The sequence below is a fragment of the Streptomyces sp. NPDC101776 genome (assembly GCF_044766845.1).
Lineage (GTDB): Bacteria > Actinomycetota > Actinomycetes > Streptomycetales > Streptomycetaceae > Streptomyces.
On sequence record NZ_JBIWMV010000009.1, the window covers coordinates 125865 to 138108 of the forward strand.

Sequence of the window (12244 nt, forward strand, 5' to 3'; positions counted from 1 at the left end):
CCTCCAGGAGGCCTCGCATGGTCCGCGCCGCCGTACTGCCCGCCGTGGGTGCTCCATTGGAGATCGCCGAGATCGACCTCCCGGAGCCCGGCCCCGGCCAGGTCCGTATCCGCCTCGCCGCCGCCGGGGTCTGCCACTCCGACCTGTCCCTGACCAACGGCACCATGCGCGTACCGGTCCCGGCGGTCCTCGGCCACGAGGGCGCGGGCACGGTGGTGGCCGTGGGCGAGGGCGTCACCCACATCTCACCCGGCGACTCCGTCGTCCTCAACTGGGCCCCGTCCTGCGGCACTTGCCACGCCTGCACGCTCGGCGAGGTCTGGCTCTGCGCCAACGCGCTCAACGGCGCGGCCGACGTCTACGCCCACCGCACCTCTGACGGCGCCGACCTCCACCCCGGCCTGAACGTAGCGGCGTTCGCCGAGGAGACGGTCGTATCAGCGGCCTGTGTCCTGCCCCTCCCGGACGGAATCCCGTTGACGGACGCGGCCCTCCTCAGCTGTGCCGTCCTCACCGGCTACGGCGCCGTCCACCACTCGGCGCGGGTGCGGGAGGGCGAGACGGTCGCGGTGTTCGGCGTCGGCGGAGTGGGTCTGTCGACGCTCCAGGCGGCCCGGATCGCGGGCGCCACGACGATCGTGGCCGTCGATGTCTCCCCGGAGAAGGAGGAGTTGGCGCGCGCGGCCGGGGCGACGGAGTACGTGGTCGCCTCCGACACCACGGCCCGGGAGATCCGTGCCCTCACCGGAAAGCAGGGCGTCGACGTCGCCGTCGAATGCGTCGGCCGGGCGGTCACCATCCGCACCGCCTGGGAGTCCACCCGCCGAGGCGGCCGCACCACGGTGGTCGGCATCGGCGGCAAGGACCAGCAGGTCACCTTCAACGCCCTCGAACTCTTCCACTGGGGACGGACGTTGAGCGGCTGTGTCTACGGCAACTCCGACCCGGCGAAGGACCTGCCGGTGCTCGCCGAACACGTGCGGGCCGGACGCCTGGACCTGGGGGCACTGGTGACGGAACGGATCGCGCTGGAGGGGATCCCGGCGGCGTTCGAGAACATGGTGGCGGGGAAGGGCGGACGGGCGCTGGTGGTGTTCTGAACGGCCTTGTGCGCGGCGCCGGCTGGGGCCGAACTCCCCGATCCATGACACCCGGCCGCCTGAACTCCCTTGCTCATGGCACCTGTTCGGGCTGTGGCTCTCCCGTCGCCGCAGCCTGCTCCGCCTTCGCTCCCGCCCTCGCCCTGGCCTTCGCGCCCGGCCGGGACCGCGACACCGCCACGCCCGCCAGGCACAGCATCCCGCCCGCCAGTGTGAGCAAACCCGGTACCTCGCCGAGCGCCAGCCACGACATCAGGACGACCAGCGCGGGCACCGCGTACGTCGTCGCGCCCATCTTGCTGGCGGTCGTCCGGGCCAGGGCGTACGCCCACGTGGTGAAGGCGAGCGCGGTCGGGAAGATGCCCAGATAGACCATGTTGAGCGTGGCGGAGACGGGCGCGTCGGCCGCCTGGTGCACGAGCTGTCCGGCGAACGGCAGACACAGCACCGCCCCGACGAGACACCCGAACGTCGTCACCTGGAGCGCGCTGGCCCGCCCCAGGGCCGGCTTCTGGGCGACGACCCCACCCGCGTAGGCGACCGCCGCGAGCAGACACAGCACGACGCCGAGCACGGACGAACCGCCCTCGCCCGACATCGACAACCCCACCGTCACCGCACCGGCGAACGACACCGCCATCCCCGCGAGCAGCCGCGGCGGCATCGCGTCACCGAGCAGCCGGGAGCCGAGCAGGGCGATGAGGATCGGTCCGATGTTCACGACGAGGGCGGCGGTACCGGCGTCGACCTGCTGCTCGCCCCAGTTCAGGACGACCATGTAGAAGCCGAACCACAGCGCGCCCGAGATCGCGATCCCCCGCCACGCAGACCGCGGCGGCACCCCTTCCCGCCGTACGAGAGAGAGCGCGCCCAGTGCCAGGGCCCCGCTCGCCAGCCGCCCCAGCGCCAGCGCGCCCGGTGAGTAGGCGTTGCCCGCACTCCGGATGGACACGAACGCGGAGGCCCACAGCACGACGGTGACGACAGCGGCCGCGGCGGCTGCCCGTTCGGTACGGCGGAGGGGTTTCGTCATGTGTCGAGGCTAGGCGGCGCCGGGGCGACACGGCTGGCGGAAATCGGACGCGATGGTCGGGGGAGGGGGTGGGGGTTCCGTTGTATGCCGGGTGCGGGTGCGTCGTGGCTGGTCGCGCCCACGCGGCGGAGCCGCACATCGATACAGCCCCGCGCCCCTGAGGGGTGCACGTGGACGCGCTCCGAAGGGGCGCGGGGAACTGCGCGACCAGCCCCCACGGGCCTGCACCCGGCATACGACAGAAGCTCCCACCCCCGCTGGCCGCCCCTACCTACCGACGACCTCGTCGAACTGCCCCGCCAACCCATCCAGCAGCGCAGCCAACCCCACCTCAAAAGCCCGCTCATCCACCTTCTCCTGCTGCTCGGCAAGAAGATGCGCCTGCCCAAGATGCGGATAGTCGGCCGGATCGTACGCACTCTCGTCGTCCACGAACCCCCCGGCGAACGACCCCAATGCCGACCCCATGACGAAGTACCGCATCAACGCCCCGATGGACGTGGCCTGCGCCGGCGGCCACCCCGCCTCCACCATCCCCCCATAGACCGCGTCCGCGAGCCGCAGCCCGGCGGGCCGCCGCCCCGGCCCGGTGGCCAGCACCGGCACGATGTTCGGGTGGTCACGCAGCGCGGACCGATAGGACACGGCCCAGTCGTGCAGCGCGGTACGCCAGTCCCGCCCGTCCTCGAACATCGACAGATCGACCTGCGCGCTCACCGAGTCCGCGACGGCCTCCAGGATCTGGTCCTTCGTGCGGAAGTGGTTGTACAGCGAGGGCCCGCTCACCCCCAGCTCGGCGGCGAGCCGACGCGTGGAGACAGCCGCCAGCCCCTCCGCGTCCACCAGCACACTGGCCGTCTCGATGATCCGGTCGGTACTGAGGAGGGGCTTGCGCGGTCGGGCCATGGCGCACATAGTAGGGCTGCGAGAGCGAAACTAGCAGTGCTAATTTAAATGTGCGGCAATCGGCATACGGCTTTGGGGTGACGCGCGATGGACCTGGGACTGAGCGAGGAGCAGGAGGCCGTGCGGCGGCTCGCCAAGGACTTCGTGGACCGTGAGATCGCCCCGCACGTCATCGCCTGGGACCGCGCGGAGGAGGTCGACCGGTCGATCGTCAAGAAGCTCGGCGGAGTCGGCTTCCTGGGACTGACCATCGACGAGGAGTACGGCGGCTCGGGCGGCGACCATCTCGCGTACTGCCTGGTCACCGAGGAACTCGGCCGCGGGGACTCCTCCGTGCGCGGCATCGTCTCCGTGTCGCTGGGGCTGGTCGCGAAGTCGATCGCCGGCTGGGGGAGCGAGGAGCAGAAGCGGCGGTGGCTGCCGGGGCTCACCTCCGGCGAGTACGTCGGCTGCTTCGGCCTCACCGAACCCGGCACCGGTTCCGACGCGGGCAATCTCACCACCCGGGCGGTCCGTGACGGCGACGACTACGTCATCAACGGCACCAAGATGTTCATCACGAACGGCAGTTGGGCCGATGTGGTGCTGCTCTTCGCGCGCTCGACGGACGCCCCCGGCCACAAGGGCGTCTCCGCCTTCCTCGTCCCGACCGACACCCCCGGCCTGACCCGCCGCACCATCCACGGCAAGCTCGGCCTGCGCGGCCAGGCCACCGCCGAACTGGTCCTGGAAGACGTACGGGTCCCGGCGTCGGCGATGCTCGCCCCCGAGGGCAAGGGCTTCTCCGTCGCCATGTCGGCGCTGGCCAAGGGCCGGATGTCGGTCGCGGCGGGCTGCGTCGGCATCGCCCAGGCCGCGCTGGACGTGGCGGTCCGCTACGCCGGTGAGCGCGAGCAGTTCGGGAAGCCGATCGCTCATCACCAACTCGTCCAGGAACTCATCAGCGACATCGCCGTCGACGTGGACGCGGCCCGACTGCTGACCTGGCGGGTCGCCGACCTCATAGACCGCGGGCTCCCCTTCGCCACCGAGTCCTCCAAGGCCAAGCTCTTCGCCTCCGAGGCCGCCGTCCGCGCCGCCAACAACGCGCTCCAAGTCTTCGGCGGCTACGGCTACATCGACGAGTACCCGGCCGGCAAACTGCTGCGCGACGCCCGCGTGATGACCCTCTACGAGGGCACCAGCCAGATCCAGAAACTGCTCATCGGGCGTGCGCTGACCGGGGTTTCGGCCTTCTGAGGCCGGCGCTTCCCGGGAAAGGTCCTTCTGAGTACGCGAGTTGAGTATCTGAGCGGATGCCTCACGGGCCGTGGCCGACGACGCTTGGCCCATGAGTGAAGCATCGGGCAAACCGCAGAACACGGCCGCCTTCTACGGCCAGGCCGTCGCGTCCTTCGCCGTCGCCATCGCGGCGACCGCCATCGGCATCTTCAAGCTCCAGGCCGACGCCTGGGTGCGGGCCTTCCTCGCGATCGCCGTCCTGTATCTCGTCACCTCCTCCTTCACCCTCGCCAAAGTGATCCGGGACCGGCAGGATGCGGCGCGCACCCCTTACAACCCGTTCGAAAAGCTCTGAGCGGGGAGACTAAGCGCTCGCTCAGGTTCGGCGGTATGGTGGTCCCCTTGTCATCGAGCGTCATCAAGGGTCATCGAAGAGGGGTTCACGAGCGATGAGTACGGCGGAGGAGACCACCGCGGGCGACCCGCAGGCCTGGGCAGAGGTCACGCCCGACGCGGCCCGGCGACTGCTGATCGCCGCCGTGGAGGCCTTCGCCGAGCGCGGCTACCACGCGACGACCACCCGGGACATCGCGGGCCGTGCCGGGATGAGCCCGGCCGCGCTCTACATCCACTACAAGACCAAGGAAGAACTGCTCCACCGCATCAGCAGGATCGGCCACGAGAAGGCCCTGGAGATCCTGCGTACGGCGGCGGGGCGCGAGGGCAGCGCCGCCGAGCGGCTCGCCGACGCCGTGAGCTCCTTCGTGCGCTGGCACGCGGGCGGTCGTACCACCGCGCGGGTCGTGCAGTACGAACTGGACTCGCTCGGCCCGGACGCCCGCGCCGAGATCCTCGCGCTGCGCCGGCAGGTCGACGCCGAGGTGCGCGGGATCGTCGAGGACGGGGTGGCGGACGGCTCCTTCGACGTGCCGGACGTGAAGGGCACGACCCTCGCGATCCTGTCGCTGTGCATCGACGTGGCCCGCTGGTTCAGCCTCGAGGGCCCCCGGACGCCCGACGAGGTCGGCGCGCTCTACGCCGACCTCGTGCTGCGGATGGTGGGGGTCAAGTAGCCGTCGCCGCGCGGGGGTTGGCCGCCCAGGAGTAGTTCAGAGGTAGTAGCGCGACACCGACTCGGCCACGCACACCGGCTTGTCGCCGCCCTCGCGCTCCACGGTGAACGCGACGGTCACCTGGACGCCGCCCGGTACGTCGTCGACGCCGGTGATCTTCGCGGTGGCGCGCAGCCGGGAGTCGACCGGGACCGGGGCGGGGAAACGGACCTTGTTCGTCCCGTAGTTGACGCCCATCTTCACGCCCTCGACCTTGATCAGCTGCGGTCCGAAGAGGGGGAGCAGCGACAGGGTGAGATAGCCGTGCGCGATCGTCGTCTTGAAGGGGCCGGCCGCCGCCTTCTCCGGGTCCACGTGGATCCACTGGTGGTCGCCCGTCGCGTCCGCGAAGAGATCGATCCGCGTCTGGTCCACCTCCACCCAGTCGGTGTGCCCCAACTGCTCCCCGACCGCCGCCCGCAGGTCGTCGACGGAGGTGAAGATCCTCGGCTCTGCCATGTCCCGGCCTCTCACGTCATCCAGCTCATATGTGTCGCCATGCCTAAGCAACTGCTTAGCATGGTCGTATGCCGGGCCGCTGTCAACGGAACACCGGCGCCGGTGGATGGGTAGGGTTCGAGGGGTGCCCCAGATTCCCGAGAAGATCCATGAGCTGACCGTCGGCCAACTCGCCGCCCGCAGCGGTGCCGCCGTCTCCGCCCTGCACTTCTACGAGGCCAAGGGCCTGATCAGCAGCCGCCGCACCACGGGCAACCAGCGCCGGTACACCAGGGACACCCTGCGCCGGGTCGCCTTCGTGCGGGCCGCCCAGCGCGTCGGCATCCCGCTGGCCACCATCCGCGAGGCGCTCGCCGAACTCCCCGAGGAGCGCACCCCGACCCGCGAGGACTGGGCCCGTCTCTCCGAGGCCTGGCGCTCCGAACTCGACGAGCGCATCAAGCAGCTCAACCGCCTCCGCGACCACCTCACCGACTGCATCGGCTGCGGCTGCCTCTCCCTGGCGACCTGCGTCCTGTCCAACCCGGACGATGTGGTCGGCGAACGGGGTGCGGGTTCCCGCCTGATGACGGAACCGACGGGACACAGGCAGCCCCGGACCAGGTGAGGCGACACGGACAGGGATCCTGAGGCGCACGGCTGAGGGAGACGGGGCGGGGCGCGTACCGCCCCTGCGGGCAACGCAGTTGGGCGCCACACGCAAGGCGACCCGCCGAAGGCCACGCACTTGGGCCTCGCGCGCAAGGCCCGAACGGCGACAGGCACGGGCCGCACGCGCAAGGCCTGCCCCTTGAAGGGCAACGCGCTCGCTTCTCACGGGCAAGGCCCGCCGCTGCACGGCGACAGGCACGGGCCGCACGCGCAAGGCCCGCCCCTTGAAGGGCAACGCGCTCGCCTCTCACGGGCAAGGCCCGCCGCTGAACGGCAACCTCCCGGGCCTCACTCGCAAGGCCCGCCGCTGAACGGCGCCGCGCCGGCCCCTCACTCGTACTCGGTGCCGCCCTTCCGTGTCAGATACGCCGCGCTCACCGCCTTGGCGATCGCCCGACCGCCGGTCACCGGGCTGTACCGCTCCGCGGCGGGCCGGATCACGACCCCCTCGCGCAGATGCAACCCCCGCCCGGACACGGTCTCCCGCCCGCTCGCGACCGCCAGCACCCGCTCGATGTCGTACGGCCCCTCGTACAGCCGGGGCACCAACGGCAGCTCCCCGTCGAGCAGTTCGCCCGCGTCCAGCCAGCGCACCTCTCCGTCGATCTCGGCGGAGACGTCGAACACGGCGTACCCGAGCGTCTCGCGTCGCCCGTCGGCGCCGTACGTCAGGTCCTGCACCCCCGTGCCGAACACCTCGCCGAAGATGCCGACCCGGCGCGCGCCGAGCCGTTCGGCGAGACGGGCGGCGGCCCGGGGGACGCCGTGGCCGTGGATCGCCCGCCAGTACAGATTGCGCGGATCCTCCGTCAGGGCAAGGGACTTGGCGCCGAAGCCCTTCGAGGAGACCTGTACGCGGCCACCCTTGCCGTCGCCCTCGTTCCCGGCGAAGTAGGTCAACAGGCAGGCGGAGCCGTGCAGTTTCTCGGTCAGGACCACAGCCTCGCCCGGTTCGAAGATGCCGGGAAACCGCTGGATGTTCTCGATGTCCACCCAGGGCAGCAGATCGGGCGCGGACTCGACGTCACCGCTCATCGTGGGCGGGATCGGCGGCACCCACTTGACGATGCCGAGCCGCTCCGCGAAGTCGGTGCCGTCCAGGGCGGCCCGGGCCAGATCGACGTCGGCGAGGGCCTTCGGCCGGCACACGATGCCCTGCGACAGCTCACCGCGCAGGCGTACCGCTCTGACCCGGTCGGCGTTGCTCCCCGCGAGACGTCCCGTCAGCCCCAACTCCTCGATCAGCGCAGCCGGAAGCACGGACTGCTCGGGGATGTAGACGGCGGTGTCACCGGTGCGGTACGTCCCCTTGGCGACGACGGCTCGATACAGGCCGACCTGGGCCAGTTCGAGGGCGTCGGCGTTCGGGTGGTCGTGGACGGTCAGCACTTCGGCGGTGACGCGCAGCGTCGACATCGGGGCTCCTCGGGCTACTCAGTTGGGTTTCATCGCCCTCAACTGTCCTGATCCGAAAGGGGTGGAGCGAAGGGATTTGTGGCTGCTAGCGTCGGTCTCTTCGGCCGGCGGCGACGCCGTGCACGGAGTACCGACGGGACCAACTCCCATGGCTTCAGTCGCACTTGCCGCCGCCCTCGCGGACATCGACACGGTCTTCAACGGATTCGCCAGCCCGCACGAGACCGGCTGCGGATACTGCCACGCACCCGAGGAGACCGCGTTCCTGCGCACGCCGTACACCCGCGTGCCCCTGGACGTGGTGCGGTACTACCTCTTCGAGGTGCCCGACCACTTCGACGACCACCCGGCCGTGATGCGACGCCTGCTGCCGCAGGCCGCCCGGGCGATGGCCGAGGGCACCCTGGGCTCGATCGGCTACGGCGACCATGGACTCAGCCGGGTGGACTGGCGCTCCTGGCCGGCCGAGCAGGCCACCGCGATCGAGGCCTTCCTGCACGCCTGGTGGCAGCACACCCTCACCCTGCCCGAGCCGCCCTACGACATCGACGACACCTTCAAGACCTGCGTCACGATCGCCGGAGCCGTGCTGCCGTTCCTCGACGGGTGGACACCGGGCCCGGTCGCGGACGCGCACCTCGCGCGCTGCACCGAGAGCTGGCTCTACGACCTGCTGTCCGACTTCTCCCCGTTCCCGTGGTGGTACGACGACGGCGAGGACTCCGGCGTGGCGGATCTGCGCACCTGGCTGGCCGGTCCCGGTGCCGCCCGCCTCCGCGCGCAGGGCGAGGCCGACCTCGCCGTACAGGCCGAACTCCTCGCCCTGCCCTACGACGAGCGCTGGGCCCACCCGTACTGGACCAACGCCTCGGCGACCAACTGAGCGTTGGACAGGGCCCGTTCACCGTCCGGCAGGAACAGGGTGTCCTCCAGGCCGATGCGGGTCGCGAGCCCCAGCCGTCCGGACAGTCGGAGCACCGGCCAGGCGCCGCCGTCCTCGCCGTGCAGCAGCACCGGGCGGCCGTGCTCGGTGCCCAACTCGGTGAGGAGGGTGCGGGCGGACGCCTCGGCCGTGTCCGCGTCGGGGTCCGTCACCTCCGCGAGGACCCGCAGCACCTTCGAGCGGAGCGGGGAGACGGCGAACCGGGCGGCGCCGTCCGTCCCCGACCAGATACCCGCCTCCACGCCGACACCCCGGGCCAGCAGCGCCGTCGCGACCTCCTCGGCCCCCGGCTCGTGCCAGTTGACCGAGGCGTGGTCGGGCAGCACCGTCCAGCCGCGCACCCGCTCCAGCCGGTCGGCGGGCTCCGGCTCGGCCCAGGCGCCGGTGGTCACGCCGACCGGCACGGTCACCCGCGCCCGTATCGCGTCCAGTGTCACCGCGAGGACGCGTGGCGACAACGTGTCGTCCCCGCAAGGGGACTTGGGGTGGAGGTGGACATCCGTGGCGCCCGCCGCGACAGCCTCCACCGCGGCATCGGCCAACGCTCCGGGCGAGACCGGCACCATCCAGCCGTCGGCGGCCCCACGGGCCCCGTTGAGACAGACCTGCACCATGCCTCGATGGTGCCATCCACCACTGACAACGCCCTCTCACGCCCACACCCACCGGATCCCGACCCGGCAGGGCCCCACCCCCAACGCCACCGCGTGCACCGACCCCGACGCGTCCACCCGCAGCCGTTGCTCTCTGGGCCGCCCGAAACCCGCGTGGGAGTCGAGCCCGTTCGTGCGGAACGAGTAACACGCGCGCGGCAACGCCCCCTTCGCGAAGCGGACCTCAAGGAGGTGTTCGCGCATCGGCACGTGAATGGTCGTCTCGGCACGCAGGGAGTAGGGGCGCGGGTCCCGATGCTCCACGGTGTAGTCGACGATCACGGTCTCGCCGCGCGCGAGCGGGCGGTCGAAGAGCAGCTCCGCGGCCACCAGCCCCTCGGCGGGCAGTTCGACGACGGTGCCCAGCCGGGCCGGGGCCGCCGGCCGGAACCGCGGCAACGGGCCCGGGGCGTCCAGGCGGTACAGGGCGATCCAGCGGTCCGCGCCGTCCGCCTCGGCGCGCAGCAGCCGGTGGCTGGTCATCGAGCGGACGCTGCGGCCGGCGTCCACGTCGACCCGGTTGTGGCAGCTGAGCCTGGTCAGGCTGTCGTCCCAGCGGGTGTCGAGCGGGGCGAGGGCGGAGGTGAGGTCGTGGTGGTCCGACCAGGCCCGGGCGAGAGCGGGGTGGTCGCCGTCCGGTGGCAGCCAGCGTCCCCTCGGCCGGGGCGGGCCGAGCAGGCCGGTCAGCGCGCCGGGCGGCAGCCGTAGGACGTCCTCCAGTACGGCGAGTGCCGCCAACGACCGTTGACGTTCCGGCTGGTAGCGCCCGGACTGCCAGGAGCTGAGCGTCGCCGACGCCACCGGGGTGCCGCGGCGCAGCAGCCGGTCCTGGATCCGGTCCAGGCTCAGGCCGCTGGCCGCGATGGCCGCGCGCAAGGCCTCGTGGAACGGCATCGTCTCGGATCCGGACGCCATGTACCCCGGTCTGGAAGTCACGTACTCCAGCTCAGGTCAGGGCCGCCGTGGGGCGGAAGAGCGTTGCCCTGAAGTTTGGTCAGTCTTGCCCGGTGATTGATCAAATTTGAATGAACCTGTCAGATTTCTCAGTTGTTGCGCCGTCAATTCCCGCAAGACTGAAGGGGCTTGACCGTCTTGCCATGCTCATGAGGCCTTGCGGAAGCTGCTGTCCACTGCCGTCACGGCAGCCCCCCACCCCCTCGAATGACGGAGAGTCATGTCCCCGAGATCTTCCGCCGGGTTCGTTCTCGTCACTGCCGCCGCCCTCACCGCCGCCCTCGCCACCCCCTCGCTGGCCGCCTCGAACACCCCCGCCCAGCTCACCCAGGCCATAGCGAGCCACGAGAGTCACACGCTGCACGGGCTCGCGCGGCCCGGCAAGGTCAACGCCACCGTCTCGTCCACCAACTGGTCCGGCTACGCGGCCACGGGCTCGACCGGCGCGTACACGTCGGTGACCTCGGCATGGACCCAGCCGACCGTCACCTGCTCCTCGGCCACCACGTACTCCTCCTTCTGGGTCGGCCTCGACGGCTACAGCAACTCCGCGCTGGAGCAGACCGGTACGGAAGCCGACTGCATCGGCGGCAAGGCCACCTACGGCGCCTGGTGGGAGGTGCTGCCCGCCTCCGAGAGCGCGTACTCGGGTGTCACCGTCAAGGGCGGCGACAAGTTCACCGCGACCGTGACCTACACCGGCTCCACCTTCACCATGACCCTCGCCGACTCCACCGAGGGCTGGACGAAGACGACCACGCACGCCGGCTCCTCCGGCTTCAAGAACGCCTCCGCCGAGGTCGTCGCCGAGGCCCCCGAAGTCGGCGGCTCGGTCGCGAGCCTCGCGAACTTCGGCACCGTGACCTTCACCGGCGCCAAGGCCGACGGCAGCAACCTCGACACCTTCTCGCCGAACGAGATCGTCATGACGAAGAGCAGCAGCTCCGCCGTACGGGCCCAGCCGGGCTCGATCTCCGGCGGCAGTTTCGCGGACGTCTGGAAGGCCAGCTGACGCCGGCCGACACCTGAGGCACACCTCTTCGGGGCTGTCGACGGAACGCCGTCGGCAGCCTCGGCCGTTGCACCGGCAAGCGCAAACCGGCTGGGACAGAAGGGGGTGCGGCATCCCCGGCGCACCCCTGGCGCCCTTCGTAGATCGCCCCGGTTCAGGCCGACATGAGCAGCCGTCCGCGCCTGGCGTACGCCAGGGCCTCGGGCGTGAGCACCGGACGCGGGACGACGATGCCGCAGTCCGTGCAGACCGGGCCCGAGGAGGGTTCGTGGGCCAGGTCGTACTTCCACTGGAGGCGCTCCCCGGCGCACACCGGGCACACGGAACCCGGTTCACGCTCCAGGGCGGCGATCAGCCGTCGCAGCACCTCGGCCAGTGATTGATGGGGGTGGAGGCGGGGGTCGTCGCACCAGGCGACACCGAAGCCGCCCCAGGTCAGCCGGTGCCAGTCGTCCACGGTGCCCGGGCGGCGGAGCCCGTCGTGCTTCTCCTTCTTGCGGCGTTCGGCGAACCCGACCTCATAGGCGAGCCAGACCTTGCGCGCTTCCTCCAGCTCGTCCAGTGCGGCCACGAGCCGCGCCGGGTCGGGGGAGCGGTCCTCGGGTCCGAACCCGGCCCGGGAACTCAAGTGGTCCCAGGTCGCCCTGTGCCCATAAGGGGCGAACCGCTCAAGGCACTTGCGCAGCGAGTAGCGCCGCAGCGCCAGATCGCACCGGGGATCTCGCACCTGTCTCGCCAGACTCCGGAAACCGGCCATCGCCCTGCACCTCCGTCACACCTGCAC

Annotated in this window: 14 protein-coding genes; 7 read left to right on the forward strand and 7 right to left on the reverse strand. The window is 71.1% G+C overall.

Annotation, left to right across the window (positions count from 1 at the left end; translation table 11 throughout):
* Positions 1-17: 17 nt before the first annotated feature.
* Positions 18-1100: a Zn-dependent alcohol dehydrogenase gene (locus tag ACIRRY_RS26960; RefSeq protein WP_403977203.1), complete on the forward strand. Its 1083-nt coding sequence runs from the start codon at positions 18-20 to the stop codon at positions 1098-1100.
* Between the two features lie 73 nt (positions 1101-1173).
* Here the strand turns inward: ACIRRY_RS26960 and ACIRRY_RS26965 are convergent, their stop codons facing one another.
* Complete coding sequence (locus ACIRRY_RS26965) at positions 1174-2133, reverse strand: DMT family transporter (protein ID WP_403977205.1); 960 nt, start codon at positions 2131-2133, stop codon at positions 1174-1176.
* 267 nt (positions 2134-2400) lie between these two features.
* A complete protein-coding gene (locus tag ACIRRY_RS26970; RefSeq protein WP_403977207.1) occupies positions 2401-3039 on the reverse strand; it encodes a TetR/AcrR family transcriptional regulator in 639 nt (212 codons plus the stop codon).
* Between the two features lie 87 nt (positions 3040-3126).
* Between ACIRRY_RS26970 and ACIRRY_RS26975 the strand changes: the two genes are divergently transcribed.
* The 3 genes from ACIRRY_RS26975 (at position 3127) to ACIRRY_RS26985 (ending at position 5333) form a co-directional block, all read left to right on the forward strand.
* Entirely contained in the window at positions 3127-4278 is a 1152-nt protein-coding gene (locus ACIRRY_RS26975) for an acyl-CoA dehydrogenase family protein (RefSeq protein WP_403977209.1), read from the forward strand.
* Between the two features lie 91 nt (positions 4279-4369).
* Positions 4370-4615 (forward strand): YiaA/YiaB family inner membrane protein, encoded by a 246-nt coding sequence (locus tag ACIRRY_RS26980; RefSeq protein ID WP_200690211.1) that lies wholly within the window; start codon positions 4370-4372, stop codon positions 4613-4615.
* Between the two features lie 94 nt (positions 4616-4709).
* Positions 4710-5333, forward strand: a complete 624-nt coding sequence (locus ACIRRY_RS26985) for a TetR family transcriptional regulator (RefSeq protein WP_403977211.1) — start codon at positions 4710-4712, stop codon at positions 5331-5333.
* Between the two features lie 36 nt (positions 5334-5369).
* Here ACIRRY_RS26985 and ACIRRY_RS26990 read toward each other — a convergent pair whose 3' ends face one another.
* Positions 5370-5831: a MaoC family dehydratase gene (locus ACIRRY_RS26990; protein ID WP_403977213.1), complete on the reverse strand. Its 462-nt coding sequence runs from the start codon at positions 5829-5831 to the stop codon at positions 5370-5372.
* 124 nt (positions 5832-5955) lie between these two features.
* On the opposite strand from ACIRRY_RS26990, the gene soxR reads away from it, so the two are divergent.
* Positions 5956-6438 (forward strand): redox-sensitive transcriptional activator SoxR, encoded by a 483-nt coding sequence (gene soxR / locus ACIRRY_RS26995; RefSeq protein WP_403977215.1) that lies wholly within the window; start codon positions 5956-5958, stop codon positions 6436-6438.
* A gap of 374 nt (positions 6439-6812) precedes the next feature.
* On the opposite strand, the gene ACIRRY_RS27000 is transcribed toward soxR, so the two are convergent.
* On the reverse strand, positions 6813-7898 hold the full coding sequence (locus ACIRRY_RS27000) for an RNA ligase (ATP) (RefSeq protein WP_403977217.1): 1086 nt from the start codon (positions 7896-7898) through the stop codon (positions 6813-6815).
* 148 nt (positions 7899-8046) lie between these two features.
* Between ACIRRY_RS27000 and ACIRRY_RS27005 the strand changes: the two genes are divergently transcribed.
* The gene (locus tag ACIRRY_RS27005; RefSeq protein ID WP_403977219.1) at positions 8047-8781 is read left to right on the forward strand and encodes a hypothetical protein; all 735 of its coding nucleotides are present in this window, start codon (positions 8047-8049) and stop codon (positions 8779-8781) included.
* Here ACIRRY_RS27005 and ACIRRY_RS27010 read toward each other — a convergent pair.
* Both ACIRRY_RS27010 and ACIRRY_RS27015 read right to left on the reverse strand, forming a co-directional pair.
* On the reverse strand, positions 8727-9455 hold the full coding sequence (locus ACIRRY_RS27010; protein WP_403977221.1) for a 3-keto-5-aminohexanoate cleavage protein: 729 nt from the start codon (positions 9453-9455) through the stop codon (positions 8727-8729). The genes ACIRRY_RS27005 and ACIRRY_RS27010 overlap by 55 nt on opposite strands.
* A gap of 36 nt (positions 9456-9491) precedes the next feature.
* Positions 9492-10409 carry a hypothetical protein gene (locus tag ACIRRY_RS27015; RefSeq protein ID WP_403977223.1) on the reverse strand — a complete coding sequence of 306 codons (918 nt, stop codon included), beginning with the start codon at positions 10407-10409 and terminating at the stop codon, positions 9492-9494.
* Between the two features lie 259 nt (positions 10410-10668).
* On the opposite strand from ACIRRY_RS27015, the gene ACIRRY_RS27020 reads away from it, so the two are divergent.
* Complete coding sequence (locus tag ACIRRY_RS27020; RefSeq protein WP_403977225.1) at positions 10669-11460, forward strand: G1 family glutamic endopeptidase; 792 nt, start codon at positions 10669-10671, stop codon at positions 11458-11460.
* A 154-nt stretch (positions 11461-11614) separates the two neighbouring features.
* On the opposite strand, the gene ACIRRY_RS27025 is transcribed toward ACIRRY_RS27020, so the two are convergent.
* Complete coding sequence (locus ACIRRY_RS27025; protein ID WP_262058384.1) at positions 11615-12217, reverse strand: hypothetical protein; 603 nt, start codon at positions 12215-12217, stop codon at positions 11615-11617.
* Positions 12218-12244 lie beyond the last annotated feature (27 nt).

Coding starts and splice junctions, on each gene's coding strand:
- ACIRRY_RS26960 (WP_403977203.1), top strand. CDS start 18: ATGGTCCGCGCCGCCGTACTGCCCGCCGTGGGTGCTCCATTGGAGATC.
- ACIRRY_RS26965 (WP_403977205.1), bottom strand. CDS start 2,133: ATGACGAAACCCCTCCGCCGTACCGAACGGGCAGCCGCCGCGGCCGCT.
- ACIRRY_RS26970 (WP_403977207.1), bottom strand. CDS start 3,039: ATGGCCCGACCGCGCAAGCCCCTCCTCAGTACCGACCGGATCATCGAG.
- ACIRRY_RS26975 (WP_403977209.1), top strand. CDS start 3,127: ATGGACCTGGGACTGAGCGAGGAGCAGGAGGCCGTGCGGCGGCTCGCC.
- ACIRRY_RS26980 (WP_200690211.1), top strand. CDS start 4,370: ATGAGTGAAGCATCGGGCAAACCGCAGAACACGGCCGCCTTCTACGGC.
- ACIRRY_RS26985 (WP_403977211.1), top strand. CDS start 4,710: ATGAGTACGGCGGAGGAGACCACCGCGGGCGACCCGCAGGCCTGGGCA.
- ACIRRY_RS26990 (WP_403977213.1), bottom strand. CDS start 5,831: ATGGCAGAGCCGAGGATCTTCACCTCCGTCGACGACCTGCGGGCGGCG.
- ACIRRY_RS27000 (WP_403977217.1), bottom strand. CDS start 7,898: ATGTCGACGCTGCGCGTCACCGCCGAAGTGCTGACCGTCCACGACCAC.
- ACIRRY_RS27005 (WP_403977219.1), top strand. CDS start 8,047: ATGGCTTCAGTCGCACTTGCCGCCGCCCTCGCGGACATCGACACGGTC.
- ACIRRY_RS27010 (WP_403977221.1), bottom strand. CDS start 9,455: ATGGTGCAGGTCTGTCTCAACGGGGCCCGTGGGGCCGCCGACGGCTGG.
- ACIRRY_RS27015 (WP_403977223.1), bottom strand. CDS start 10,409: ATGGCGTCCGGATCCGAGACGATGCCGTTCCACGAGGCCTTGCGCGCG.
- ACIRRY_RS27020 (WP_403977225.1), top strand. CDS start 10,669: ATGTCCCCGAGATCTTCCGCCGGGTTCGTTCTCGTCACTGCCGCCGCC.
- ACIRRY_RS27025 (WP_262058384.1), bottom strand. CDS start 12,217: ATGGCCGGTTTCCGGAGTCTGGCGAGACAGGTGCGAGATCCCCGGTGC.